At 42.3% G+C, this 23425-nt stretch carries 21 protein-coding genes; 19 read left to right on the forward strand and 2 right to left on the reverse strand.

Annotated elements, in window-relative coordinates:
• Nucleotides 1-46: 46 nt before the first annotated feature.
• Nucleotides 47-1762 (reverse strand): Rqc2 family fibronectin-binding protein, encoded by a 1716-nt coding sequence (locus AC0VZ9_RS09720; RefSeq protein ID WP_019381729.1) that lies wholly within the window; start codon nucleotides 1760-1762, stop codon nucleotides 47-49.
• 587 nt (nucleotides 1763-2349) lie between these two features.
• Between AC0VZ9_RS09720 and AC0VZ9_RS09725 the strand changes: the two genes are divergently transcribed.
• The 17 genes from AC0VZ9_RS09725 (at nucleotide 2350) to spoVM (ending at nucleotide 20409) form a co-directional block, all read left to right on the forward strand.
• Nucleotides 2350-5028, forward strand: a complete 2679-nt coding sequence (locus tag AC0VZ9_RS09725) for a calcium-translocating P-type ATPase, SERCA-type (protein ID WP_019381730.1) — start codon at nucleotides 2350-2352, stop codon at nucleotides 5026-5028.
• Nucleotides 5029-5206: 178 nt separating this feature from the next.
• A complete protein-coding gene (locus AC0VZ9_RS09730; RefSeq protein WP_009330822.1) occupies nucleotides 5207-6079 on the forward strand; it encodes a YicC/YloC family endoribonuclease in 873 nt (290 codons plus the stop codon).
• A 60-nt stretch (nucleotides 6080-6139) separates the two neighbouring features.
• Nucleotides 6140-6403, forward strand: a complete 264-nt coding sequence (remA, locus tag AC0VZ9_RS09735) for an extracellular matrix/biofilm regulator RemA (protein WP_009330821.1) — start codon at nucleotides 6140-6142, stop codon at nucleotides 6401-6403.
• A gap of 10 nt (nucleotides 6404-6413) precedes the next feature.
• Nucleotides 6414-7028, forward strand: coding sequence for a guanylate kinase (gmk, locus tag AC0VZ9_RS09740; RefSeq protein ID WP_009330820.1), 615 nt, complete (start codon nucleotides 6414-6416; stop codon nucleotides 7026-7028).
• Nucleotides 7029-7030: 2 nt separating this feature from the next.
• Nucleotides 7031-7252: a DNA-directed RNA polymerase subunit omega gene (gene rpoZ / locus AC0VZ9_RS09745; protein ID WP_009330819.1), complete on the forward strand. Its 222-nt coding sequence runs from the start codon at nucleotides 7031-7033 to the stop codon at nucleotides 7250-7252.
• Nucleotides 7253-7448: 196 nt separating this feature from the next.
• A complete protein-coding gene (coaBC, locus tag AC0VZ9_RS09750) occupies nucleotides 7449-8657 on the forward strand; it encodes a bifunctional phosphopantothenoylcysteine decarboxylase/phosphopantothenate--cysteine ligase CoaBC (RefSeq protein ID WP_009330818.1) in 1209 nt (402 codons plus the stop codon).
• Nucleotides 8654-11068 (forward strand): primosomal protein N', encoded by a 2415-nt coding sequence (gene priA / locus AC0VZ9_RS09755; RefSeq protein WP_475397305.1) that lies wholly within the window; start codon nucleotides 8654-8656, stop codon nucleotides 11066-11068. The genes coaBC and priA overlap by 4 nt, the downstream gene beginning before the upstream one ends.
• Before the next feature lie 187 nt (nucleotides 11069-11255).
• Nucleotides 11256-11741 (forward strand): peptide deformylase, encoded by a 486-nt coding sequence (gene def, locus AC0VZ9_RS09760; RefSeq protein ID WP_009330816.1) that lies wholly within the window; start codon nucleotides 11256-11258, stop codon nucleotides 11739-11741.
• Nucleotides 11738-12688, forward strand: coding sequence for a methionyl-tRNA formyltransferase (gene fmt, locus AC0VZ9_RS09765; RefSeq protein ID WP_019381733.1), 951 nt, complete (start codon nucleotides 11738-11740; stop codon nucleotides 12686-12688). The genes def and fmt overlap by 4 nt, the downstream gene beginning before the upstream one ends.
• Nucleotides 12685-14040 carry a 16S rRNA (cytosine(967)-C(5))-methyltransferase RsmB gene (gene rsmB, locus AC0VZ9_RS09770; protein WP_009330814.1) on the forward strand — a complete coding sequence of 452 codons (1356 nt, stop codon included), beginning with the start codon at nucleotides 12685-12687 and terminating at the stop codon, nucleotides 14038-14040. Before fmt ends, rsmB begins: the two co-directional genes overlap by 4 nt.
• Nucleotides 14041-15126 (forward strand): dual-specificity RNA methyltransferase RlmN, encoded by a 1086-nt coding sequence (gene rlmN, locus AC0VZ9_RS09775; protein WP_019381734.1) that lies wholly within the window; start codon nucleotides 14041-14043, stop codon nucleotides 15124-15126. It begins immediately after the preceding gene.
• 4 nt (nucleotides 15127-15130) lie between these two features.
• Nucleotides 15131-15895, forward strand: coding sequence for a Stp1/IreP family PP2C-type Ser/Thr phosphatase (locus AC0VZ9_RS09780; RefSeq protein ID WP_019381735.1), 765 nt, complete (start codon nucleotides 15131-15133; stop codon nucleotides 15893-15895).
• Nucleotides 15888-17882 carry a Stk1 family PASTA domain-containing Ser/Thr kinase gene (pknB, locus tag AC0VZ9_RS09785; RefSeq protein WP_251175181.1) on the forward strand — a complete coding sequence of 665 codons (1995 nt, stop codon included), beginning with the start codon at nucleotides 15888-15890 and terminating at the stop codon, nucleotides 17880-17882. Before AC0VZ9_RS09780 ends, pknB begins: the two co-directional genes overlap by 8 nt.
• Before the next feature lie 15 nt (nucleotides 17883-17897).
• A complete protein-coding gene (gene rsgA / locus AC0VZ9_RS09790) occupies nucleotides 17898-18779 on the forward strand; it encodes a ribosome small subunit-dependent GTPase A (protein WP_009330810.1) in 882 nt (293 codons plus the stop codon).
• Between the two features lie 3 nt (nucleotides 18780-18782).
• Complete coding sequence (gene rpe / locus AC0VZ9_RS09795; RefSeq protein ID WP_009330809.1) at nucleotides 18783-19433, forward strand: ribulose-phosphate 3-epimerase; 651 nt, start codon at nucleotides 18783-18785, stop codon at nucleotides 19431-19433.
• Nucleotides 19434-19503: 70 nt separating this feature from the next.
• Entirely contained in the window at nucleotides 19504-20151 is a 648-nt protein-coding gene (locus AC0VZ9_RS09800) for a thiamine diphosphokinase (RefSeq protein WP_019381738.1), read from the forward strand.
• Nucleotides 20152-20328: 177 nt separating this feature from the next.
• Nucleotides 20329-20409, forward strand: a complete 81-nt coding sequence (spoVM, locus tag AC0VZ9_RS09805) for a stage V sporulation protein SpoVM (protein ID WP_019381739.1) — start codon at nucleotides 20329-20331, stop codon at nucleotides 20407-20409.
• A gap of 146 nt (nucleotides 20410-20555) precedes the next feature.
• Here the strand turns inward: spoVM and rpmB are convergent, their stop codons facing one another.
• Nucleotides 20556-20744, reverse strand: a complete 189-nt coding sequence (rpmB, locus tag AC0VZ9_RS09810; RefSeq protein ID WP_019381740.1) for a 50S ribosomal protein L28 — start codon at nucleotides 20742-20744, stop codon at nucleotides 20556-20558.
• A 448-nt stretch (nucleotides 20745-21192) separates the two neighbouring features.
• Between rpmB and AC0VZ9_RS09815 the strand changes: the two genes are divergently transcribed.
• Entirely contained in the window at nucleotides 21193-21555 is a 363-nt protein-coding gene (locus AC0VZ9_RS09815) for an Asp23/Gls24 family envelope stress response protein (RefSeq protein WP_009330806.1), read from the forward strand.
• Between the two features lie 16 nt (nucleotides 21556-21571).
• A complete protein-coding gene (locus tag AC0VZ9_RS09820; RefSeq protein ID WP_217025454.1) occupies nucleotides 21572-23248 on the forward strand; it encodes a DAK2 domain-containing protein in 1677 nt (558 codons plus the stop codon).
• Nucleotides 23249-23425 lie beyond the last annotated feature (177 nt).

Consider the following 23425-nt stretch of genomic DNA (forward strand, 5'->3'; position numbering starts at 1 on the left):
TTGATAAATGAAAAAGCAAGCATCTGAGCTTGCTTTTTTCATTTATTTACAGACTTTGCTTTAATGACAGCACCGTTTCTTCATCAGGCGTAACGTAAACTGTCTGCTGATGGTCATATATGACAAATCCAGGTTTCGCTCCACTTGGTTTTTTAACATGCCGGACTTGGGTGAAGTCAACTGGTACTGAACTGGAATTACGGGCTTTGCTGAAGTATGCTGCGAGAGATGCAGCTTCAAGAATTGTATTTTCTGCCGGTTCCTTGCTTCGGATAACCACATGTGAACCAGGGATATCCTTTGTATGCAGCCAGATCTCATCCCTTGCGGCCAACTTGTTCGTTAAATAATCATTCTGCTTGTTGTTTTTTCCAACCAATATTTCGGTTCCGTCTGTGGAAGTATAGCGGTCAAGAACAGGCTTAAGGCTCTGCTGTTTTTTATTGCCCCGTCTTTGCCTTTCTCTAATATAACCGCCTTCAACAAGCTCTTCTCTAATTTCGGCAATGTCTCTTGTTGATGCAGTTTCTACTTGCTGCAGAAGAGAATCGAAGTATGACGCTTCCTCTTCCGCCTTCTTAATTTGCTCTTTTACGGCAATTACTGCATTTTTTGCTTTTTGGTATTTTGTAAAATATTTTTGTGCATTCTCTGAAGGAGTCTTCTGTGGATCCAGCGGAATGATAACCGCTCCGCCATTTTCATCGTAATAATTGATGACTTCCGCTTCCTTCATCCCTTTTTGGATCGCATAAATATTGGCTGTGATTAATTCTCCATATAATTGATGTTTATCGGCATTTTCTGCTTCATGGAGGGTTCTTTTTAGCTTTTCAATTTTTTTCTCATTCTTTTCTTTCTCATTTACTATAAATCGTTCAAGGTCATTGGATTGCTGTTTGACCCGGTCTCTTTCCGCTTTTCCAAAATAAAAGCGGTCCAGCATTTCGCTCAAGGAATTAAATTCCCTGCTTTCCCCTTTTATATGCTGGAGAGGCAATAAATAAAAGCTTTCCTTTTGTTCACCTGCTGTAATGGCTGGCCTTATGGAATGGTCCTTTAGGGAGCCTATTAATTGCTGGAAGCTGTTTGGAACAGTTGTTCTGTTTATAAGACCAGCTTGGTGTATGACTTCTTTTGCAAAAAGCGGTGAAATTCCAGCGAAGCTCGCTACGAGCTGTTTATCCACTTTCCCGCTGTTAAAGTCGATCTTACGAAGTATATCGTCTTTGTCTGCTTCGAAAGGATTCATTTTATCCTGGGACGGAGGGAGAATATACTCCTGTCCAGGCAAAATCGCACGATGGCTATTAACTGCATAAGATACATGTTTGACGCTATCTAGAATAATATTGCGGGATTTATCCACCAATGTAATATTACTGTGTCTGCCCATTATCTCAACAATCAGCTGTTTATAGGATGTATCACCAATCTCATTCCTGCCTTTAACTTCAAACACGATTATACGGTCAAGCCCGATTTGATGGACATCTTCAAGTATGTATCCTTCCAGATGCTTTCTTAAAAGCATGCAGAACATCGGAGGCTCTGATGGATTTTCATGTGCTTCATTGGTAAGCTGGACTCTCGCATAGCTTGGATGGGCTGACAGCAAGAGCCTGTGATTCCTCCCATTTGCCCGCACAACTAAAATAATTTCATTCTTATAAGGCTGCTGAATCTTATTGATTCTGCCGCCCTTTAAAGTATCTATAAGCTCTTTCGTCATTGCTCTTGTAAACAAACCATCAAATGACATATTGGAACATCCTCTTCTATTAAAAATAACAGCCTATCACTTGCTGCAGATATACATTATTCTTTCATTTAAATAATAAAAATCAAGTTTTAAGACTTGGCTTAATGTCTTCGCTAGGGGGTTCCGCTTTTCTATAATATCAGAATATATATCTTCGTACTTCGATAACTGTCTGGCGCAAGCAGCCTACCCCCTCGAGATACCGGGGGTGGGCAAGGCGCTTCCGCTTTTCTAATACTGTCTAGCTCCAGCGCCTACCCCCTCGAGGTCACAAGACGGACCTCCCAAAAAGGCAAAGGACGCCTTTCCGGGAGCCCCGTCTTGTGCTTGTCGGGGGTGGGCAAGGCGCTTCCGCTTTTCTTTTTAATAATAGCATTTTTTTGGACAGGGCTGAATATGCTTTCTTTAGAGTGAGATTGGACAACTCTGCTTCACTTGATTGACCAGAAGAAGCAGGACGGTCTGCCATCTGGCGGATTCTCTTAAAGTCTGGCTGTGAGTGCTGATGAATTTCTTTACTATTGTATCCCTTCTCCATGCAGCTCATGGCTTTTCTCAAACCACAAAGGAGGAAGTGTGATGTCCGGATGAAGTTCCATGAAATGAATGAAAGGGAGGTTGAGCAAGCCTTAAATACAGATATTAAGGCGGGCTTAACAGAGGATGATGTAAAAAAACGGCATAAACAATATGGTTATAATGAGTTGAAAGAGGGAGAAAAGCAGTCAGCTTTACTCTTATTTTTTAGTCAATTTAAAGATTTCATGGTTCTTGTCCTGTTAGCAGCAACCTTAATATCAGGGCTGCTTGGTGAATATATTGATGCAATTGCCATTATTGCAATTGTAGTCATAAATGGCTTTTTGGGTTTCTTTCAGGAGAGAAAAGCGGAAAAGTCTTTGCACGCACTTAAGGAATTATCAGCTCCTCAAGTTATTGCATTGCGTGATGGACAATGGAAGAAGATCCCTTCCAAAGAAGTGGTGGCAGGGGACCTATTGAAATTTGCGACAGGTGACAGAATTGGAGCAGATATGAGAATCGTAGAGTCCAATAGCCTGGAAATTGAGGAATCCGCTTTGACTGGAGAATCTCTTCCTGTCCAAAAAAGGACCGGTTCCTTGAAAACTGCTAATCTGGCTATTGGAGATATGGAGAACATGGCTTTTATGGGGACTATGGTAACCCGTGGCAATGGACTGGGCGTAGTTGTCGGAACAGGGATGAATACTGCCATGGGGCAGATTGCTGATCTTCTGCAGAATGCTGAAACAATGACGACTCCGCTTCAGAGAAGATTGGAACAGCTGGGCAAAATCCTCATTACGGCAGCGATTTTACTGACTGTCCTTGTTGTTGTGGCTGGTGTGGTGCAGGGGCAGGAATTATATACAATGTTCCTTGCCGGTGTTTCCTTGGCAGTAGCAGCCATTCCAGAAGGGCTCCCGGCCATCGTGACGGTAGCTCTGTCGCTTGGGGTACAAAGAATGATAAGAAAAAAAGCAATCGTCCGGAAGCTTCCAGCGGTTGAAACACTGGGCTGTGCATCTGTGATATGTTCAGACAAAACTGGCACTATGACTCAAAACAAAATGACAGTTACGCATCTCTGGAGCGGCGGGAAAGAGTGGAGAGTAGATGGTATCGGCTATGAGCCGCAAGGCCATTTTTATAGAAATGAGAATCAAATTGAACCGAAAAGTGATAAAGCACTCCAGCAAATGCTGATGTTTGGCATGTTATGCAACCATGCTGAAATACAGCAGAAAAATAATGAGTTTGTGATTGATGGAGATCCGACAGAAGGGGCTCTGCTAGTAGCGGCCATGAAGGCGGGCTATAACAGGAGCAGTCTGTTAAACCAATTCCAGATTATCAATGAGTTTCCGTTTGACTCAGCCCGAAAAATGATGAGTGTTGTGGTAAAGGATCATAACGGAAGGCAATTTATAGTAACCAAAGGAGCACCCGATGTATTAGTCGGAAAGAGTGAATCGGTTCTTTGGGAGGGGAAGCGTCAGATTCTTTCGAGGGAGCTCACAGGTGAAATTCAGGGAGCGATAGAAGATCTAGCTTCTCAAGCCTTGAGAACGATAGCGATTGGCTTTAAGGAAATCCCCTCAAAAAATGTCATTCTTGATGAGAAAGAGGCGGAGAAGGGATTAACATTTATCGGGCTGCAGGGGATGATTGATCCGCCAAGGCCTGAGGTAAGGGAAGCAGTCAAGGAATGCAAGGAAGCAGGAATTAAAACGATCATGATTACAGGAGATCATGTGATTACTGCACAGGCAATTGCCAAGCAGTTAGGCATTTTAACACAAGGCTCTAAAGTCCTTCAGGGCAAAGACCTGGCAGAGATGGCGGTTGAAGATCTTGAAGATGTGGTTGAGGATGTCGCAGTATTTGCCAGAGTATCACCTGAGCATAAATTGAAAATTGTAAAGGCTCTCCAGAACAGAGGCCATATTGTTGCCATGACAGGGGATGGTGTCAATGATGCCCCGGCCATTAAAGCAGCAGATATCGGAATATCGATGGGCATAACAGGGACCGATGTTGCCAAAGAGGCCTCCGCTCTGGTACTGCTCGATGACAATTTTGCTACCATAAAAGCCGCGATAAAAGAAGGAAGAAATATTTACGAGAATATTCGAAAGTTTATCAGATATCTGCTTGCATCCAATGTTGGTGAAATTCTGGTTATGCTGTTTGCTATGCTTCTTGCCCTTCCGCTGCCCTTAGTGCCAATCCAGATTCTCTGGGTGAACCTTGTAACGGATGGACTTCCTGCAATGGCTCTTGGCCTTGACCAGCCAGAGGAAAATGTGATGAAGCGGAAGCCGAGGAGTCCAAAGGAAGGTGTATTTTCAAGAGGGCTTGGCTGGAAAGTAGTTTCCAGAGGTTTTTTAATTGGCCTTGTGACATTGCTGGCGTTCATTTTTGCCTATAGGGCAAATCCGGAACATCTTGCGTATGCACAGACAGTAGCATTTGCTACATTGGTAATGGCACAGCTGATTCATGTATTTGATTGCCGCAGTGAAAAATCTGTATTCTCGAGAAATCCTTTCGGCAATAAATATTTAGTCTGGGCAGTCATCTCGTCCCTTGCTTTAGTGCTGGTTGTCATATACTATCCGCCGCTTCAGCCAATTTTTCACACCGTCCCAATTGAATTGCGCGACTGGTTTATGATCACAGGACTCTCAGCCGTACCAACATTTTTACTGGCAGGCACATTTTTGGCAAGAAAAACAAAATGAAATATGTTATAATCCTTTAGGTAGTAGAGAAGAACTCTATTACCTTTCTTTTTTGCGCAAACATATAAATCTACATCATTACTTGATTTTTATACATAACTGCACAGGCATCATGCCGCTAACTGAAAGTAATAGTGCTTTTTATAAGCTGTGCTTTTCCCAAAAGGAAGTGTGAGAAATGGCAGTAAGCATGACTGGTTATGGCAGAAGCAAGAAAGAATCCGGGCAATGTTCCATTACGGTTGAAATAAAGACTGTAAACCATCGTTTTTCCGAGTTTCAGATCAGAATGCCCAGACAGCTGATGCATATCGAAGACAAGATTAAGAAAAAGCTTAACGGGCATATCAAAAGAGGCAGAATCGAGGTTTATATCACCATTGACGGCGATGGCCTGTCCAGCAGGAAAGTTAATGTTGATTGGGAACTATTGGATGAATATTATCAATACATAACTGCAATTCAAACAAAGTACCAAATCTCAACGGATCTATCCATCGGGAATATCATACGGGAAGAACTGATTGGTATAGAAGAAAAGGAGTCCGGCAATGAAGAATTGAGCCAGCTGGTCCTTTCTGCTGCTGAAGAAGCATGCCTGCAGTTAACTGAGATGAGGAGGCTTGAGGGGGATGAGCTGGAAAAAGATCTACGAAGCCATCTTAGTCTTTTAAGCAGCAGGGTCCTCAAGCTGAGAGAGTACACTCCAAAAGTCGTGCAGCTTTACCGGGAGAGATTGGAAAAGCGTATGAGAGAATTTCTTGATGGCCAGGTGGATGAACCGAGAATTTTAACAGAGGTAGCGATGTTCGCTGATAAAGCGGATATCAGTGAAGAACTGACAAGACTTCAAAGTCATATTAGCCAATTTGAAAAGACCCTTCAGCTTTCAGAACCGGCTGGAAGAAAACTTGACTTTATTCTGCAGGAAATGAACCGGGAGGCCAATACAATCGGCTCCAAGGCAAACAGTGCAGAGATAGCTGCCGAAGTGGTTGAAATAAAGAGTTTACTGGAAAAAATGAAGGAACAAGTTCAAAATATTGAATAGCAGTTGTTTAGATTCCGGCTCTGGGGGTCAAAATAAATAACTGATGATTGGAGGACCCAAATGTCAATTAAACTGATCAATATCGGATTTGGCAATATTGTCTCTGCCAACCGGATAATATCAATAGTCAGTCCAGAATCTGCCCCGATTAAACGGATCATTCAGGACGCACGTGACCGGGGCTCTTTAATAGATGCTACATATGGAAGGCGCACCCGGGCTGTTATCGTTATGGACAGTGACCATGTCATTTTGTCTGCGGTCCAGCCGGAAACTGTTGCGCACCGATTAAATGACCGTGATGAAATTGTTGAGGAAGGGTAGGATTTTATAAATGAAAGAAAAAGGGTTATTGATTGTTCTATCCGGACCCTCAGGTGTAGGAAAAGGAACAGTAAGAAAAGAGATATTTGCTCAGCCTGATACTGCGTTTGAATACTCCATATCAATGACAACGAGATCTCCGAGAGCAGGAGAAGTCAATGGAGTTGATTATTTTTTCAAAACGCGTGAAGAGTTTGAAGAGCTGATCAGGCAGGATAAGCTGCTTGAATATGCAGAGTTCGTCGGTAACTACTACGGAACGCCAGTTGATTATGTAAGAGAAACACTGGACCGGGGCAAAGATGTTTTTCTTGAAATCGAAGTTCAGGGTGCCCGCCAAGTGCGTGAGAAATTCCCTGACGGCTTGTTCATCTTCCTGGTTCCACCTAGTTTATCCGAGCTTAAGAACCGTATCGTAACCAGGGGAACAGAGACAGAAGATATAATTAACAATCGCATGAGTGCAGCGAAAGAAGAGATCGAAATGATGAACTTATATGATTATGTTGTAGAGAATGATCAAATCGATCTTGCCTGCGAAAGAATTAAATCCATTGTAGTAGCAGAACACTGCCGCAGGGAACGTGTAGAACCTAAATACAAAAAGATGCTGGAGGTAGAATAAATATGCTTTATCCTTCTATTGATTCTCTAATGACAAAGATTGATTCCAAATATTCACTTGTTTCTGTTGCTGCCAAGCGTGCCCGTAAGCTTCAGCTTAATGCCAGACCACAGCTTGAGAGCTATAAATCACATAAAAATGTGGGAAAAGCACTTGAGGAAATCCATGCGGACCAGCTTCATTATCGGCTTGGTGAAAAGACTGCGAATGAATCATACGAGTAAAATCGCTGAATAACAACCTTTTAAAAGGTTGTTATTTTTGTTTAAAGGTTTTATTAGATGAAAATTCACTGCTCTTCTTGCATAATAAAACTATCATGAAAACTAAGCCATTAACGGCCAGTGCTGCTTATAGAAATATATAGCAGGCCGTTTTTCATAGAGATGAATTATTTTTTTAGATTGGTGGGGTCATATAATGCTGACTGGAAAGAAGATATTATTATGTGTAACCGGCGGAATTGCTGTTTATAAAGCTGCAGCCTTAACGAGCAAGCTTACTCAGGCTGGAGCGCAGGTGAAAGTTATCCTAAGTGAATCGGCTGCTAAGTTTGTAGCACCATTAACCTTTCAGGCTCTTTCAAGACATGATGTTTACACCGACACTTTCGATGAAAAAGATTCGAAAGTAATTGCTCATATCGACCTGGCTGATTGGGCCGATTTGATTCTAGTTGCTCCTGCTACAGCAAATGTAATCGGAAAGCTGGCCAATGGAATTGCAGACAATATGATCACAACAACCCTTTTGGCGGCCTCATCACCAATCTGGATTGCGCCTGCAATGAATGTACATATGTACAGCCATCCTGCTGTCCAGAAAAATATTGAAACCTTATATCGTTTTGGATGCAGATTCATAGAGCCTTCAGAAGGGTATCTTGCATGCGGCTATGTTGGAAAAGGCAGGCTGGAAGAACCAGAGAAAATTATAGATACAATTGAAGAATTTTTTAAGCCTTCCAGATTGGAGCTATCTGGCCGGAAAGTGGTCATAACTGCCGGCCCAACAAGGGAAAAAATTGATCCTGTCCGTTATATTACAAACCATTCTTCAGGTAAAATGGGCTATGCAATTGCGGAAGCAGCTGTATCTGCAGGAGCTGAAGTTGTATTGATATCCGGTCCGGTTACAATTAATGCTCCTGCTGGCTTAAAACTGATAAAGGTAGAATCTGCTGAGGAAATGTATCAAGCGGCAATAAGCGAATTTGATCATGCGGATGTTGTCATTAAGACCGCTGCAGTCTCCGATTATCGTCCAAAGGTGACTTCTGCGCAAAAAATGAAAAAACAGCCCGGGGATGAATTATTGGAACTTGAAAGAACAAAAGATATATTATTCGAATTGGGACAAAAAAAGAAGAAGCAAATCCTTATAGGGTTTGCGGCTGAAACTGAACAGGTTGATGAGTATGCACAGGGCAAGCTAAAGAGGAAAAATGCCGATCTGATCGTAGCCAATAATGTAACTGCAGAAGGAGCAGGCTTTGGAACAGACACCAATATTGTTACATTTTTTAAAAAAGATGGGTCTTCGGAAAAGCTTCCGCTTATGGCAAAAAAGGATGTTGCAGTAAAAATTCTTGAAGAAGCTGCGATCTTGCTAAAGGATGAGCATGAATGAATATTGCGAGAGTCATTGTCGATGTACCTGCCAAACAGACAGACCGGGCATTTGACTACAAAATACCCTCTCATCTGGAAGGTGTCATTCTCCCCGGCATGAGGGTTGTTGTTCCATTTGGACCTAGGAAGATCCAGGGGTTTGTAACAGCATTACAAGCAGAGTCCGATTTTCAGCAGCTTAAATCCATTTCAGAGCCGATGGACTTAAATCCAGTCCTTAATCAGGAGCTCTTGACTCTAGGTGAATGGCTGACAGAAAAAACATTATGCTACAAAATCTCTGCCTTTCAGGCAATGCTGCCTGCAGCATTGAAGGCAAAATACGAAAAGAAGCTTGTAATGGCAAAAAATGCAGATCGTAAACTGCTTCCTGAAAGAGTATCTGCTCTCTTCCAGAAAACTGAAGAAATTTTATGGGATGATGCAGTAAAGAGCGGAGCTTTGCCGCTTCTTCAAAAGGAAGCATCCAATGGAAATATCGAAATTATCTACCAAGTAAAAGAACGAGTGAAAAAGAAAAAAGTAAAGCAGGTATTCGCGGCTGCTGACCCTAATAAGCTTGCTGATTATCTTCAACAGCTTCCGGGCAACGCAACCAAGCAGAAAGAAGTGCTTGAGTATTTTCTTCATGAGGAAGGACCGGTCGATCAGAAAGAGTTATTTTCCTTGTTTGGAATAACATCGTCCACCATAAAAGGGCTTATGCAAAAAGGGCTGCTTGGGCAGAGGGACGTGGAAATTTATCGAAATCCATTTGGAGACCGTGAATTCGAAAGAACTGAACCGCTCTTTTTGACCGATGGACAGAGAAAGGCTATAATCCCGATCCTTAATTCTATTGAAAATAACCGGCATGAAACATTTTTGCTTTATGGGGTAACAGGAAGCGGAAAAACTGAGGTGTATCTGCAATCCATTCAGCGAGTGCTTGAGAATGGCAAAGAAGCCATTGTCCTTGTTCCTGAGATTTCTTTAACTCCGCAGATGGTCAAACGCTTCAAGGGCAGATTTGGCAATCAGGTTGCCGTAATGCACAGCGGCCTTTCAGCTGGAGAAAAGTATGATGAATGGAGAAAGATTCAGCGGAAGGAAGTCAAGGTTGTTGTGGGAGCGCGATCGGCTATCTTTGCCCCTTTTGAAAACCTCGGAATCATTATCATTGATGAAGAGCACGAAACCAGCTATAAGCAGGAAGAGAACCCAAGATACCATGCAAAGGATGTCGCCATCGAAAGAGCGGGAAATCATAAATGTCCTGTGGTGCTTGGAAGTGCAACTCCCTCATTGGAATCTTTTGCGCGAGCACATAAAGGAGTTTACCATCTCCTCACTCTCGAAAATAGAATGAACAATCAGGCTCTCCCTTCCGTTGATATCATTGATATGCGGGAAGAGCTGCGTGAAGGGAACCGCTCGATGTTCTCAAGGAAACTCCTCGAAAAAATTAAAGACCGTCTCGGGAAAAAAGAGCAGATCGTATTATTTTTAAATAAAAGAGGACATTCCTCATTTGTTATGTGCAGGGACTGCGGATATGTTATTAATTGTCCTCATTGTGATATATCTTTGACTTATCATCGGTATAACCAGCAGATGAAATGCCATTACTGCGGCTATGAGGCACCAGTTCCAAATGCATGTCCGGAATGCGAAAGTGAGCATATTCGTTATTTTGGAACAGGCACTCAAAAAGTGGAAGAGGAATTGGCGAAAATTTTGCCGGAAGCGAAGGTAATCCGGATGGATGTCGATACAACCAGCAGGAAGGGAGCACATGAAAAGCTCCTTGATCAATTCCAGGAAGGGCATGCAGATATTCTTCTTGGGACTCAGATGATTGCTAAGGGTCTTGATTTCCCCAATATTACCTTAGTAGGCGTACTATCGGCAGACACGATGCTGCACCTGCCTGATTTCCGATCTTCTGAAAAAACCTTTCAGCTTCTGACTCAGGTAAGCGGGCGTGCAGGGAGGCATGAATTGGAAGGGGAGGTAATTATTCAGACCTACACTCCTGAACATTATAGTATTGAACTGGCGGGGGAGCAGGATTACGATAAATTTTATGAAAGAGAAATGATGGTCCGCAAAATTCATAGATATCCCCCTTTCTACTATATATCCCTTGTCACCGTCAGCCACGAGGAATTAATGAAGGCTGTTTCGGTAACTGAGAAGATCACGCAGTATATTCAGTCAAAATTATCTGCAGAGAGTATAGTCCTTGGTCCAGTTGCATCGCCGATACCGCGGATCAATAATAGATATCGGTATCAATGTCTGATAAAATACAAGCGGGAGCCGGAACTTGGCCTGGCGCTGAAGAAAGTCCTGGATAATTATCAGCAGGATATTGCTACTGGGGGCCTATCCGTCTCAATTGACCTGAATCCTTATATTTTAATGTAATTTCTTAACCATAAGGTTAGTTTGTTTGAACTTACAGAACTGTTGGCCTTACTAAGAACGTTTTACAGCATCAAATCATACGTCTAAAAGCGTTAGCTATTTAGGAGGAGCTTCTCAGGAGCTTCTGTTTTTGTGGTTATGAATAAACTCAATTTGGTTGAAAATAGATAAAAATGGAGGAAATGTTTTGGCAGTAAAAAAAATTGTATCTTATCCGGCTGAGGTTCTGGAGGCAGAATGCGAACCCGTTAAGGTGTTTGATAAAAAACTGGGCAAGCTGTTAAATGATATGTATGATACGATGATCGAATTCGATGGTGTCGGGCTTGCTGCTCCGCAAATCGGGCTTAGCAGGCAAATTGCCATTGTTGATATAGATGATGAATTTGGAACAATTGAAATAATTAATCCGGAAATCCTTGAAACGAATGGGGAACAGACAGGCCCTGAAGGGTGCCTGAGCTTTCCTGGGTTATATGGTGAAGTAACAAGGCCTGAATATGTAAAAATCAAGGCGCAGGATCGAAAAGGGAAATATTTTACCCTCGAGGCTGAGGATTTCCTGGCAAGAGCGATCCTCCATGAAATTGATCATTTGCATGGGGTGCTATTTACCTCAAAAGTTACAAGATACTTGAACGAAGAAGAGTTGGAAGGATTGGAAGCTGAATGACAAAAATCGTATTTATGGGCACACCCGATTTTTCAGTGCCTGTACTGAAGCAAATAATAGAGGACGGATATGAAGTAATCGGAGTGGTTACTCAGCCCGACAGGCCTGTTGGAAGGAAAAAGGTTCTTACTCCCCCGCCTGTAAAAGTCGAAGCTGAAAAACAGGGCATCCCTGTGTATCAGCCCGAAAAAATCCGCCAGCCAGAAGAGCTGGAGAAAGTTCTTGCTCTTAAGCCTGACCTGGTTGTCACGGCTGCATTTGGACAAATTTTGCCGAAGGAGCTTTTGGATGCACCCAAGTTCGGCTGCATAAATGTACATGCATCATTGCTTCCTGAATTGCGCGGCGGTGCACCTATTCACTACTCCATTCTGCAGGGGAAAGAAAAAACGGGAATCACCATTATGTACATGGCTGAGAAGCTTGATGCCGGCGATATTTTAACACAAGTGGAAGTGCCGATTACGGAAAGAGATACAGTTGGCACTCTTCACGATAAACTTAGCGCTGCTGGGTCAAAGCTTTTGTCTGAAACACTGCCAAAGCTCCTGAATAGTGAACTCACTCCCATCAGGCAAAATGATGAAGAAGCCACTTTTGCTTATAACATTAAAAGAGAACAGGAAAAAATCGACTGGGGCAAAACTGGTGAAGAAATCTATAACCACATTAGAGGGTTAAATCCATGGCCGGTTGCCTATACAACTTTTGACGGCAAAGTGATTAAAATCTGGAATTCGGAGAAGGTTAAATCTGCTGAAAACAAAGAACCGGGAACAATTATCAGGCTTGAGGAAGATGGAATCGTTGTGGCAGCAGGGAATGAGACAGCCATTAAAATTACAGAACTGCAGCCTTCCGGAAAGAAAAAGATGCCAGCAGAACAATTTTTAAGAGGCTCAGGATCCCATCTAACTCCCGGCGGCCGTTTGGGAGACTCCGAATGAAAAAGCTAAAAAAGAAAAATGTAAGAGAAACTGCACTGGAACTTCTCGAAGCCATTGAAAAAAATCAGTCCTACAGCAATCTATTACTTAATAACGCCATAAAAAAGAACGAAATTGACCAGAAGGACATCGGTCTTCTTACTGAACTGACTTATGGTACCCTTCAACGCCGGATGACACTCGATTTTTACCTGCAGCCTTTTTTAGCAGGCAATAAAAAAATTGAAAGCTGGGTAAACCAGCTCTTAAGGCTTACACTGTATCAGATGGTTTTTCTTGATAAAATTCCAGATCGCGCAGCTATTTTCGAGGCAGTAGAAATAGCAAAACGATGGGGGCATAAAGGGATTTCCGGCATGGTCAATGGCGTGCTCAGGAACGTTCAAAGAAAGGGGCTTCCTGATCTTGAGCAAATTGAAGACAGTGTTGAACGCCTTTCCATTGAGACTAGTCATCCCGCGTGGCTTGTAAAAAGATGGGCCGATCAGCTTGGGTTTGAAGAAACAAAGAAAATGTGTGAAATTAACTTGACTGCTCCACTTCAGACTGCAAGGGTAAATGAGGTAAAGGCCTCGAGGGAAGAATGCTTGTCACTTCTTAAGGAAGAAGGATTTGAAGTGGAACCAAGTCAGTTTATACCAGTTGCCATTAAATGTTTAAGAGGAAACCTTGCCAATTCGCGTGTCTTCAAAGATGGCCTGATTACTATTCAGGACGAAAGCTCCATGCTCGCTGCTTATGCCCTTGGAGGAAATCCAAATGAAAAGATTCTGGATGCCTGCGCAGCACCCGGAGGAAAAACCACACATATTGCAGAAAAAATGCAAAATACTGGACAAGTCATTTCGCTGGACCTTCACGAGCATAAAGTAAAGCTGATTAATGATAATGCCGATAGACTGGGACTATCGAATATTAAGACAAATGCCCTTGACAGCAGGAAAGTGCAGGAGCATTATGAAAAAGAATCATTTGACCGTATTTTAGTGGATGCCCCATGCTCAGGCCTTGGAGTTATGAGAAGAAAGCCTGATATGAAATACACAAAAAAAGAAGATGATTTATATCATCTTCATAAGATTCAAAGAAATCTTTTGGATGCCGTTTCACCTTTGCTGAAAAAAGGTGGTATTCTTGTTTATAGTACATGTACAGTGGACAAGGAAGAGAATCAGCATGTTGTCCAGTCGTTTTTAAAGAATAATGCGGAATTTGAGGGAGATATATCAGTTCGTGAGCGAATGCCTAAAGCAATTGCTCCGTTTATAGATAATTTTGAACTGCAGATTTTACCGCAGGATATTGGTTCGGACGGGTTTTATATAGCCTGTCTGAGAAAGAAGGTGCAATAAATGGAACAAACAGCAGCAGAGAAAATAACAGAAGCAGAACAAAAACCATCCGTTTATACTTTACAGCTGAATGAGCTGAAGGATTGGCTTAAAGAAAATAATGAGAAAGCTTTCAGGGCTGAGCAAATTTTTGATTGGCTTTACACAAAAAGAATCACATCATTTGAGGATATGACGAACCTGTCAAAAGGGTTAAGAGATACGCTATCAGCAAATTTTTCGCTGACAACTCTTAAAACGATCATTCAGCAGGAGTCAGCTGATGGGACAATAAAATTTTTATTTGAACTTCATGATGGCTATTCCATTGAAACCGTACTGATGAGGCATGACTATGGTAATTCAGTATGTGTAACTACTCAAGTGGGCTGCCGAATCGGCTGTACATTCTGTGCTTCAACTTTAGGCGGATTAAAACGGAATCTTGAAGCAGGAGAAATCGTTGCTCAGGTCGTAAAAGTACAACAGGCACTAGATGAGACAGATGAACGGGTCAGCTCGGTTGTTATTATGGGGATCGGTGAGCCATTTGATAATTATGACAGTATGCTGTCATTCCTGAAGATAATCAACCATGATAAAGGGCTGAATATCGGTGCGCGCCATATCACTGTTTCGACTAGCGGAATCATCCCAAAAATCTATAAATTTGCAGATGAAAATATGCAGATCAATTTCGCGATCTCATTACATGCTCCAAACACAGAAATCAGAAGCCGCCTGATGCCAATAAATAGAGCTTATAAGCTGCCGGACCTTATGGATTCAATCAGGTACTATATAAATAAAACAGGCAGACGAGTGAGTTTCGAATATGGATTATTCGGAGGGGTCAATGACCAGGTGGAACATGCCGAAGAGCTGGCAAAGCTAATAAAAAATGTGAAGTGCCATGTTAACCTGATTCCAGTAAACTATGTGCCTGAACGAGATTATGTGAGGACACCCAAGGATCAAATTTTTGCTTTTGAAAAGACACTGAAGAACCACGGCATTAATGTAACCATTCGCAGGGAGCACGGTCATGATATAGATGCAGCATGCGGACAACTTCGTGCAAAGGAGCGAAAAGAGGAGACGAGGTGACAGAATGAAAGCTGTTTTTATGACAGATCAAGGCAAAGTCAGGCAGCATAACGAAGATAATGGCGGCATCTATGTGAACAGCAAGGGGCAGCGCCTTGCCATCGTAGCAGATGGCATGGGCGGCCACCGGGCTGGCGATGTGGCAAGCGAAATGACGCTAACAAGTTTAAAAGGATTCTGGGATCAGACAGATGACTTTCAGACTGCCGAAGAGGCGGAAGGATGGCTGCGGAAGTATATTGCAGAGGTCAACACCATTCTTTATGAACATTCGAAAGAAAATGAACAATGTGAAGGCATGGGAACAACTGTTGTGGCTGCAATCTGTACTGATCGTTTTGCGACAATTGCCAATATCGGCGACAGCAGATGTTATATCTTGAATGAATCGGGTTTTCAGCAGCTGACGGAAGATCATTCCCTAGTGAATGAACTTGTAAGGTCCGGGCAGATTACCAAGGAAGATGCTGAGCATCATCCAAGAAAAAATGTGCTCCTCCGGGCATTGGGAACTGAAGCAGCGGTTGAGATGGATATCAAAACCATAACGTTTGAAGAGGGCGATTTATTATTATTATGCTCTGACGGTTTGTCCAACAAGGTAGATGTGGCTGAAATGATTGAAATCCTCAAAAGCGGACGAACTCTGGAGGAAAAAGCCTCAGTGCTGATTGAACAGGCCAATAATAATGGCGGCGAAGACAATATTACGCTCGTGATTGCTGAGTATTTTGAAAGCAATGAGAGCGGGATGATAAATGATGATTAAGGGAAGAAGATTAAGCGGCCGCTATAAGATTCTTGATATGATTGGCGGAGGCGGCATGGCAAATGTCTACCTGGCCCATGACATGATTCTGGATCGAGATGTAGCGGTGAAAGTGCTTCGGATGGATTTTGCCGAAGATGAAGAATTTATCCGCCGTTTTCATCGTGAAGCCCAATCAGCTACCAGCTTAGCCCACCCGAACATCGTCAGTATCTATGATGTTGGCGAAGAGGATTCAATCTATTATATTGTGATGGAATATGTAGATGGACAAACGTTAAAGCAATACATACAGCAAAACAGCCCGATTCGCATAGATGATTCGCTGGAAATTATGAAACAGCTCACCTCAGCCATATCTCATGCACATCAAAACCATATCATACACCGGGATATTAAACCGCATAATATTTTGATAGATAGGCATGGTAATGTAAAGATTACTGATTTCGGAATTGCCATGGCATTAAGCGCTACCAGTATAACTCAGACCAATTCTGTTTTAGGCTCTGTTCATTATCTTTCTCCGGAACAGGCTAGGGGGGGGATGGCCAACAGAAAGTCTGATATCTACTCCCTTGGCATTGTTATGTTTGAGCTTTTGACAGGCAGGCTTCCTTTCTCAGGTGAATCCGCTGTATCAATAGCTCTCAAACATCTGCAGTCAGAGACGCCTTCCCTTAAGAGATGGAATCCTTCAATACCGCAAAGTGTTGAAAATATCGTTTTAAAAGCGACAGCTAAAGATCCTTTTCACAGGTATGATTCTGTTGAAGATATGGAAGAGGATATCAGTACAGCGCTTGAACCCGAAAGGCTTCATGAAGGAAAGTTTATGGTCCCGATTGACGATGATGCTACAAAGGCAATCCCTGTTATTACGGATGACCGCCCATACCAAAGCATGGACGAAACACTTGTACATGCTAAGGATCCAAAGGGAGACACGCAGCCTGTGGCAAAACCTCTTCCTGAAAAGAAGAAGAAGGAAAAAAAGAAAAAAAAGAAGAAAAAGAAATGGCCAATTATTCTGGTATCCGTCTTTTTGTTTCTGGCTGTGTTAGGCATCCTGGCCATAACTGTTTTACCTGATCTTATTGCGCCCAAGGATGTCCAGGTTCCTGATGTGTCAGGAAAAGAGGTGGAAGACGCAGTAGCAGAGCTTATTGCCGCTGGGTTTACGGTTAGGGATACAAAGCCGATAAGTGACCCTGATGTGGAAGAAGGTCTGGTAGTAAAAACAGATCCGAAAGCAGGCAGAACCGTAAAAGAAGGAACTTCCATTGATATCTATGAAAGCACTGGCAAGGAAAAATTTGAATTAGCTGATTACCAGGGCAGGCAATACGACGATGTAGTCCGCTTGCTTGAAAGCAAAAATTTTAAAAGCATTGAAAAAACAGAAGAAAATAATGAGAGTGAGCCGGCTGGGACAATCCTGGACCAAAACTTCTCAGAAGGCGATCTTGTCGTTCCCGAGGATACAGAATTGATTTTTACTGTCAGCAAAGGTCCGGCGCCAATTGCCTTAAAAGACCTGCGCGGCTATAACGAAAAGGGGCTGCAGGAGTACGAAGAATCGTCGGGATTAAAAGTAGAATATGGAGAAGAAGAATTTCATGAGGAAGTCCCAGAAGGACTAGTCATCAATCAGGATCCGGCACCAGGCACAAACCTGGCAAGCGGACAGAAAGTGACGGTGGTTCTTTCAAAAGGGAAAAAAGAACTTCTTCCTAAGACAGAAAATATTGAGATCAGCGTTCCCTATGAGCCTGCAGCCGAAGGTGAGCCAAATGAAGTTCAGATTATCATTAAGGATATGAATAATCCTGGTTCTGAACCAGTTCATACAGAGCTGATTTATGAAGATACGGTAATCCCAATTGATATAACAATTGCTCCCGGACAGAATGCCACTTATAAGGTTCTGCGGGATGGCCAGGTTTTTGAAGAAAAGGAAATCCCTTATCCGGAAGAAGAATCATAAGCAAGGAGTGTTGCTATGCCTGAGGGCAAAATTATTAAAGCCTTAGCCGGGTTTTATTATGTTTTTAGCGGAGATGAAATCATTCAGTGCCGAGGCCGCGGAGTTTTCCGGAAAAATAAGGTTAACCCGCTGGTCGGTGATGAAGTCGTGTTTCAGGCAGAAAGTATTACAGAAGGATACATCTTAGAAGTAAAAGAACGGAAAAATGAGTTGATCCGTCCGCCAATTGCAAATGTTGATCAGGCCATTCTAGTGTTTTCAGCTGTTGAACCGGGCTTCAGCACCTCTCTATTAGATCGTTTCCTGGTGCTGGTTGAATTCAATCGTATAAAGCCAATCATCTGCATTACTAAAATAGATCTGACAGACGAACATGGGTATAAGGAAATCCAGCAATATGCATCAGATTACCGCAAAGCCGGCTATGATGTTTTGCTGACTTCCTCCGAAACAGAAGAAGGCGTTAAAGACTTAATGCCATATCTGGAAGGCGAGATCTCCGTTTTTGCAGGACAGTCAGGTGTGGGGAAATCATCTTTGTTAAATGTATTAAGACCAGATTTAGAGCTGAAAACAAATGATATTTCTTCACATTTGGGCAGGGGAAAGCATACAACCAGGCATGTAGAACTGATAGAGGTTGGGAAAGGGCTTGTTGCTGATACCCCGGGATTCAGCTCCCTTGAATTTACAGATATCGAATTGGAGGATCTGAATTATTGCTTTCCGGAAATTCAGGAGAAAAGCGATCAATGCAAATTTAGAGGCTGCCTGCACATGGCAGAACCGAAATGCGCTGTAAAGGCCGCCAGTGAAAACGGTGAAATTCCTTCCTACAGATACGAACACTACAAAACCTTTCTGCAGGAAATAAAAGATAGAAAGCCGAGGTATTAATTCATGGTAAAAATCGCACCTTCGATTTTATCGGCAGATTTTTCCAAATTGGGAGAAGAGATTAAAGATGTAGAGCGCGGCGGAGCTGATTATATTCATGTCGATGTAATGGACGGCCATTTTGTACCGAATATTACAATTGGTCCATTAATTGTTGATGCAATCCGTCCTGTGACAAAGCTGCCCCTGGATGTTCATTTGATGATAGAAAATCCGGATAACTACATTGAGGCATTTGCTAATGCGGGGGCAGATTATATCACTGTACATGCAGAAGCATGCAAACACCTTCACAGAACGATTCATTTTATTAAATCATTCGGGGTCAAGGCAGGAGTGGTTCTTAACCCGGCTACACCAGTTAATATGATTGAGCATATTATTGATGATATTGATATGGTATTGCTTATGACTGTTAATCCTGGTTTTGGAGGACAAAAGTTCATCCCTGGCGTTCTTCCTAAGATTAAGGCGGTTAAGGAAATGGCTGACGCAAAAGGTCTAAATATTGAAATTGAAGTGGACGGCGGAGTGAATGAAGAAACAGCACAATTGTGCATTGAAGCTGGAGCGAATGTGCTTGTTGCCGGGTCGGCAATTTATAATCAGAAAGACAGAGCCGTGGCGATTGCTGCTTTAAAAGGTTCGAAATAAAAAAGAGCCAGCTTGAATAGAGCTGGCTTTTTATAATATAAGATATATATCATGATTGGAGCAATATGAAATGATTATAAATATTTTAGCTGGCGGCCCTGAGGATTTGCTGCCTGAACTGTCTTCATTCAGTAATGCCGGTGACAATTGGGTCGGGGTAGATAGAGGAGTGCTTACACTCATTCAAAATGGCATGCAGCCGAAAATGGCATTTGGCGATTTTGATTCTGTGTCAAATGAAGAACTATTAATCATTGAAGAAAAAGTAAAAGAGCTGAACAGGTTCAAGCCGGAGAAAGACGAAACCGACATGGAGCTTGCCCTGAATTGGGCACTGGAACAAAATCCTGAGAAAATCCGTCTGTTTGGCGCCACAGGCGGCCGGCTTGACCACTTATTTGCAAATATTCAGCTGTTAATAAAGCCTGTACTTGAAGGAAACTTTGTTCCTGTCGAAATTATTGACAAAAAAAATAAGATTAATATTAAAGCTCCAGGTGAATACACCATAAAGCAAAATCCAAATTTCAAATACATTTCTTTTGTCCCGATCACAATGGAAATTAAGGGCCTCACATTAAGAAATTTCAAGTATCCGCTCACAGATCGGACCGTCTCTGCCGGTTCTACTCTTTGTATCAGCAATGAACTTATTGATGATTGTGGTACTTTTTCTTTTACTGAAGGCATATTAATGGTTGTAAGAAGCAAGGATTAAGAGCCGGGCCAGTACTGCCCTGCAAGGTGCTGGGAATCTGGATATGAGTGCTGGCATGAATTGCTTTCTGATCATTTTTTGTAATCATGAGTACTCATCTTTCGTTATTTGAATAAGATGGTAAAGACGATTTAAGGACAGAATGGATGCGTAAGATCGTGAGGAGGGACACGAGTAATGAGATTTTATACAATCAAACTTCCTAAATTTTTAGGGGGCATTGTGCGTGCCATGTTAGGGACCTTCAAAAAGGGGTAAACTCCCATAAATGAAAAAGAAAATAGCATTAAAAACTGGGCACCTCTCTGGGGTGCTTTTATTTTTTGATTCAATGGGGGAGAATGAATAGTGGATTATAAAAAGGAAAATAAAAAGGACATCCTAAAAGGATGTCCCTGAGCAGATTAAACGCGCTCAACTTTACCTGATTTAAGTGCTCTTGCAGATACCCAAACACGTTTAGGTTTACCGTCTACAAGAATACGTACCTTTTGAAGGTTAGCACCCCAAGTACGCTTGTTAGCGTTCATCGCGTGAGAACGTGCGTTACCTGAAGTTGTTTTTTTACCAGTTACAACACATTTGCGTGGCATGTATGTTTCCCTCCTTACTAAAAGCATAAGCTGAAACTATTTTTCAATGCTTTCATTTGCAATAGTCAGATTCATCCATCTGAATTAATGAGGAATTCCGTTTCGGATCTCGACATTAAAAGATACTTTAATAATTTATCATACAACCCTTCTGATTGCAATAGTTTGCTTTCAAGAAAATTTCCTTGACATAGGGGTATGGAACATGAGCTATAATAGGGATGGGGAAGTATGGCTTTCAATATTACAGCCCATATAGTAAAATATCATAAGGTATGCATAAAGCTTTGGAGTTAGAAAGATCGCTGCCCAGCTGAAAAGGATGCATTCTCCTTTAACAGCAAGCTTGCCTCCATTTTACAATTAAGGGGGAACGCCAGCGTTTCCGTAAAGCGGGAGCGCTTGAAGAAGCTTTTATTAAAAGCAATTTCCAAAGGGGGAACGAACCATGTCCATCGAATTAAAAACGAATTTCGGGCAAATTGATATCTCTAATGACGTAATTGCAACAATCGCAGGCGGAGCAGCAGTTGACTGCTACGGCATCGTAGGGATGGCCTCTAAAAATCAAATTAAAGATGGCCTTACAGATATACTTCGAAAAGAGAATTTTACCCGCGGTGTTATTGTACGCCAGGAAGAAGATGAAGTACATATCGATATGTATATTATTGTAAGTTACGGAACGAAAATTTCCGAGGTTGCCCACAATGTGCAATCTAAAGTGAAATACACCCTTGATAAAACAGTTGGGCTAAGTACGGACTCGGTTAATATTTACGTTCAGGGAGTTCGTGTAACGAACCCGTAGTGAGGAGGAAAGACTTGTGTCAAAAAGAGATTTAGATGGGAAGCTTTTTGCCGAAATGGTCATACAAGGAGCGAACCATTTATCTGCTAATGCAAAATTAGTGGATGCGTTAAATGTTTTCCCTGTTCCTGATGGAGACACAGGAACGAACATGAATTTGTCAATGACTTCCGGTGCAAAGGAAGTAAAAGCTAATATTCAGGAACATATTGGGAAGGTGGGCTCTGCTCTTTCTAAAGGTTTGCTGATGGGGGCCCGCGGGAACTCTGGAGTAATTCTCTCCCAGCTGTTCCGAGGCTTCTCAAAGCATATTGAACAGAAATCTTCCATCAATGGCAAAGAGTTTGCTGATGCTTTGAATTCAGGTGTAGAAACTGCTTATAAAGCTGTTATGAAGCCGGTTGAAGGAACAATTTTAACCGTTGCTAAAGATTCCGCTAAAAAAGCGGTGCAGGCTGCAAAAAATGAAGATGATATCGTAGTGATTATGGAGGAAGTGTTAAAAGAAGCACGGGCTTCTTTAAACCGGACTCCGGATCTTCTTCCTGTCTTAAAAGAAGTTGGGGTTGTAGACAGCGGCGGGCAGGGTCTTGTTTTTGTATATGAAGGATTCCTTGCAGAGCTCAAGGGCGAAAAACTTCCTGATACACCAGCAGCCCTTCCAAAGATGGATGACCTGGTTAGCGCAGAACACCATAAAAATGTTCATAGTTTTATGAACACTGAAGATATTGAATTTGGTTATTGCACAGAGTTTATGGTCAAGTTCGAAACTGAAAAGCTATCTGCTAATCCTTTTTCAGAAGACAAGTTCCGCCAGGACTTAAGCAAATATGGCGACTCGCTTCTTGTGATTGCGGATGAACAGCTTGTAAAAGTACATATCCACTCTGAACAGCCAGGAGATTGCCTGACATACGGACAGCGCTATGGGAGCTTAATCAATATGAAGATTGAAAACATGCGCCAGCAGCACACCAATTTGATTGATGACGTTCCTACACCATTGGCAGCTGAAGCTAAGCCAAAGGAAAAGCAGGAATACGGAATCGTTACAGTATCAATGGGCAGCGGGATTGCGGATCTTTTCCGAAGCATCGGAGCACATGCAGTCATTGAGGGCGGCCAGACGATGAATCCTAGTACGGAAGATATTGTAAAGGCCATCAAAGAAGTGAATGCCAAGAAAGTAATCATTTTGCCAAACAATAAAAATATCATCATGGCTGCACAGCAGGCTGCAGAAGTGACTGAAGAAGAAGCAGTAGTTGTTCCTTCCAAGACCGTCCCTCAGGGAATGGCTGCCCTGCTTGCTTTTAATCCAAGTGCCGGACTCGCAGAAAATGAAGAAGGCATGACAGATGCCCTTCAGCATGTGAAGACAGGCCAAATTACATTTGCTGTCCGTGATACAAGCATCGATGGCCTCGAAATTGAAAAAGATGATTTTATGGGCATCTCAGATGGGAAAATTGTTGTCAAGAACAAGGATAGAGTGCAGGCTGCCAAAGATCTTCTCGATGGAATGATTGATGAAGACTCTGAGATCCTAACCGTATTAAAAGGTGAAGATGCGGCAGAAGAGGAAGTGGATTCACTTATCAGCTATATTGAAGATAAGTATGAAGATGTTGAAGTCGAAGTGCATGATGGCAAACAGCCGCTATACTCTTTTATATTTTCAATCGAATAAACAATAAAAAAAGCGAGGGCCCAGCCTTCGCTTTTGTCCATTTAAAACGATTACATTTTAGTGAACTTCGGAAATATTAATTTATTTGGTTAAAGATTGCTTACTTGCCTATTTAGATTATAGTGTGCTAGTTATAAAGCAGGCGCTGTATAAGCCTGCAGTTAAAAGTAATTGAGC

The organism is Cytobacillus sp. QJM3NY_8, assembly GCF_056173585.1.

Coding starts and splice junctions, on each gene's coding strand:
- AC0VZ9_RS09720 (WP_019381729.1), bottom strand. CDS start 1,762: ATGTCATTTGATGGTTTGTTTACAAGAGCAATGACGAAAGAGCTTATA.
- AC0VZ9_RS09725 (WP_019381730.1), top strand. CDS start 2,350: ATGAAGTTCCATGAAATGAATGAAAGGGAGGTTGAGCAAGCCTTAAAT.
- AC0VZ9_RS09730 (WP_009330822.1), top strand. CDS start 5,207: ATGGCAGTAAGCATGACTGGTTATGGCAGAAGCAAGAAAGAATCCGGG.
- remA (WP_009330821.1), top strand. CDS start 6,140: ATGTCAATTAAACTGATCAATATCGGATTTGGCAATATTGTCTCTGCC.
- gmk (WP_009330820.1), top strand. CDS start 6,414: ATGAAAGAAAAAGGGTTATTGATTGTTCTATCCGGACCCTCAGGTGTA.
- rpoZ (WP_009330819.1), top strand. CDS start 7,031: ATGCTTTATCCTTCTATTGATTCTCTAATGACAAAGATTGATTCCAAA.
- coaBC (WP_009330818.1), top strand. CDS start 7,449: ATGCTGACTGGAAAGAAGATATTATTATGTGTAACCGGCGGAATTGCT.
- priA (WP_475397305.1), top strand. CDS start 8,654: ATGAATATTGCGAGAGTCATTGTCGATGTACCTGCCAAACAGACAGAC.
- fmt (WP_019381733.1), top strand. CDS start 11,738: ATGACAAAAATCGTATTTATGGGCACACCCGATTTTTCAGTGCCTGTA.
- rsmB (WP_009330814.1), top strand. CDS start 12,685: ATGAAAAAGCTAAAAAAGAAAAATGTAAGAGAAACTGCACTGGAACTT.
- rlmN (WP_019381734.1), top strand. CDS start 14,041: ATGGAACAAACAGCAGCAGAGAAAATAACAGAAGCAGAACAAAAACCA.
- AC0VZ9_RS09780 (WP_019381735.1), top strand. CDS start 15,131: ATGAAAGCTGTTTTTATGACAGATCAAGGCAAAGTCAGGCAGCATAAC.
- pknB (WP_251175181.1), top strand. CDS start 15,888: ATGATTAAGGGAAGAAGATTAAGCGGCCGCTATAAGATTCTTGATATG.
- rsgA (WP_009330810.1), top strand. CDS start 17,898: ATGCCTGAGGGCAAAATTATTAAAGCCTTAGCCGGGTTTTATTATGTT.
- rpe (WP_009330809.1), top strand. CDS start 18,783: ATGGTAAAAATCGCACCTTCGATTTTATCGGCAGATTTTTCCAAATTG.
- AC0VZ9_RS09800 (WP_019381738.1), top strand. CDS start 19,504: ATGATTATAAATATTTTAGCTGGCGGCCCTGAGGATTTGCTGCCTGAA.
- spoVM (WP_019381739.1), top strand. CDS start 20,329: ATGAGATTTTATACAATCAAACTTCCTAAATTTTTAGGGGGCATTGTG.
- rpmB (WP_019381740.1), bottom strand. CDS start 20,744: ATGCCACGCAAATGTGTTGTAACTGGTAAAAAAACAACTTCAGGTAAC.
- AC0VZ9_RS09815 (WP_009330806.1), top strand. CDS start 21,193: ATGTCCATCGAATTAAAAACGAATTTCGGGCAAATTGATATCTCTAAT.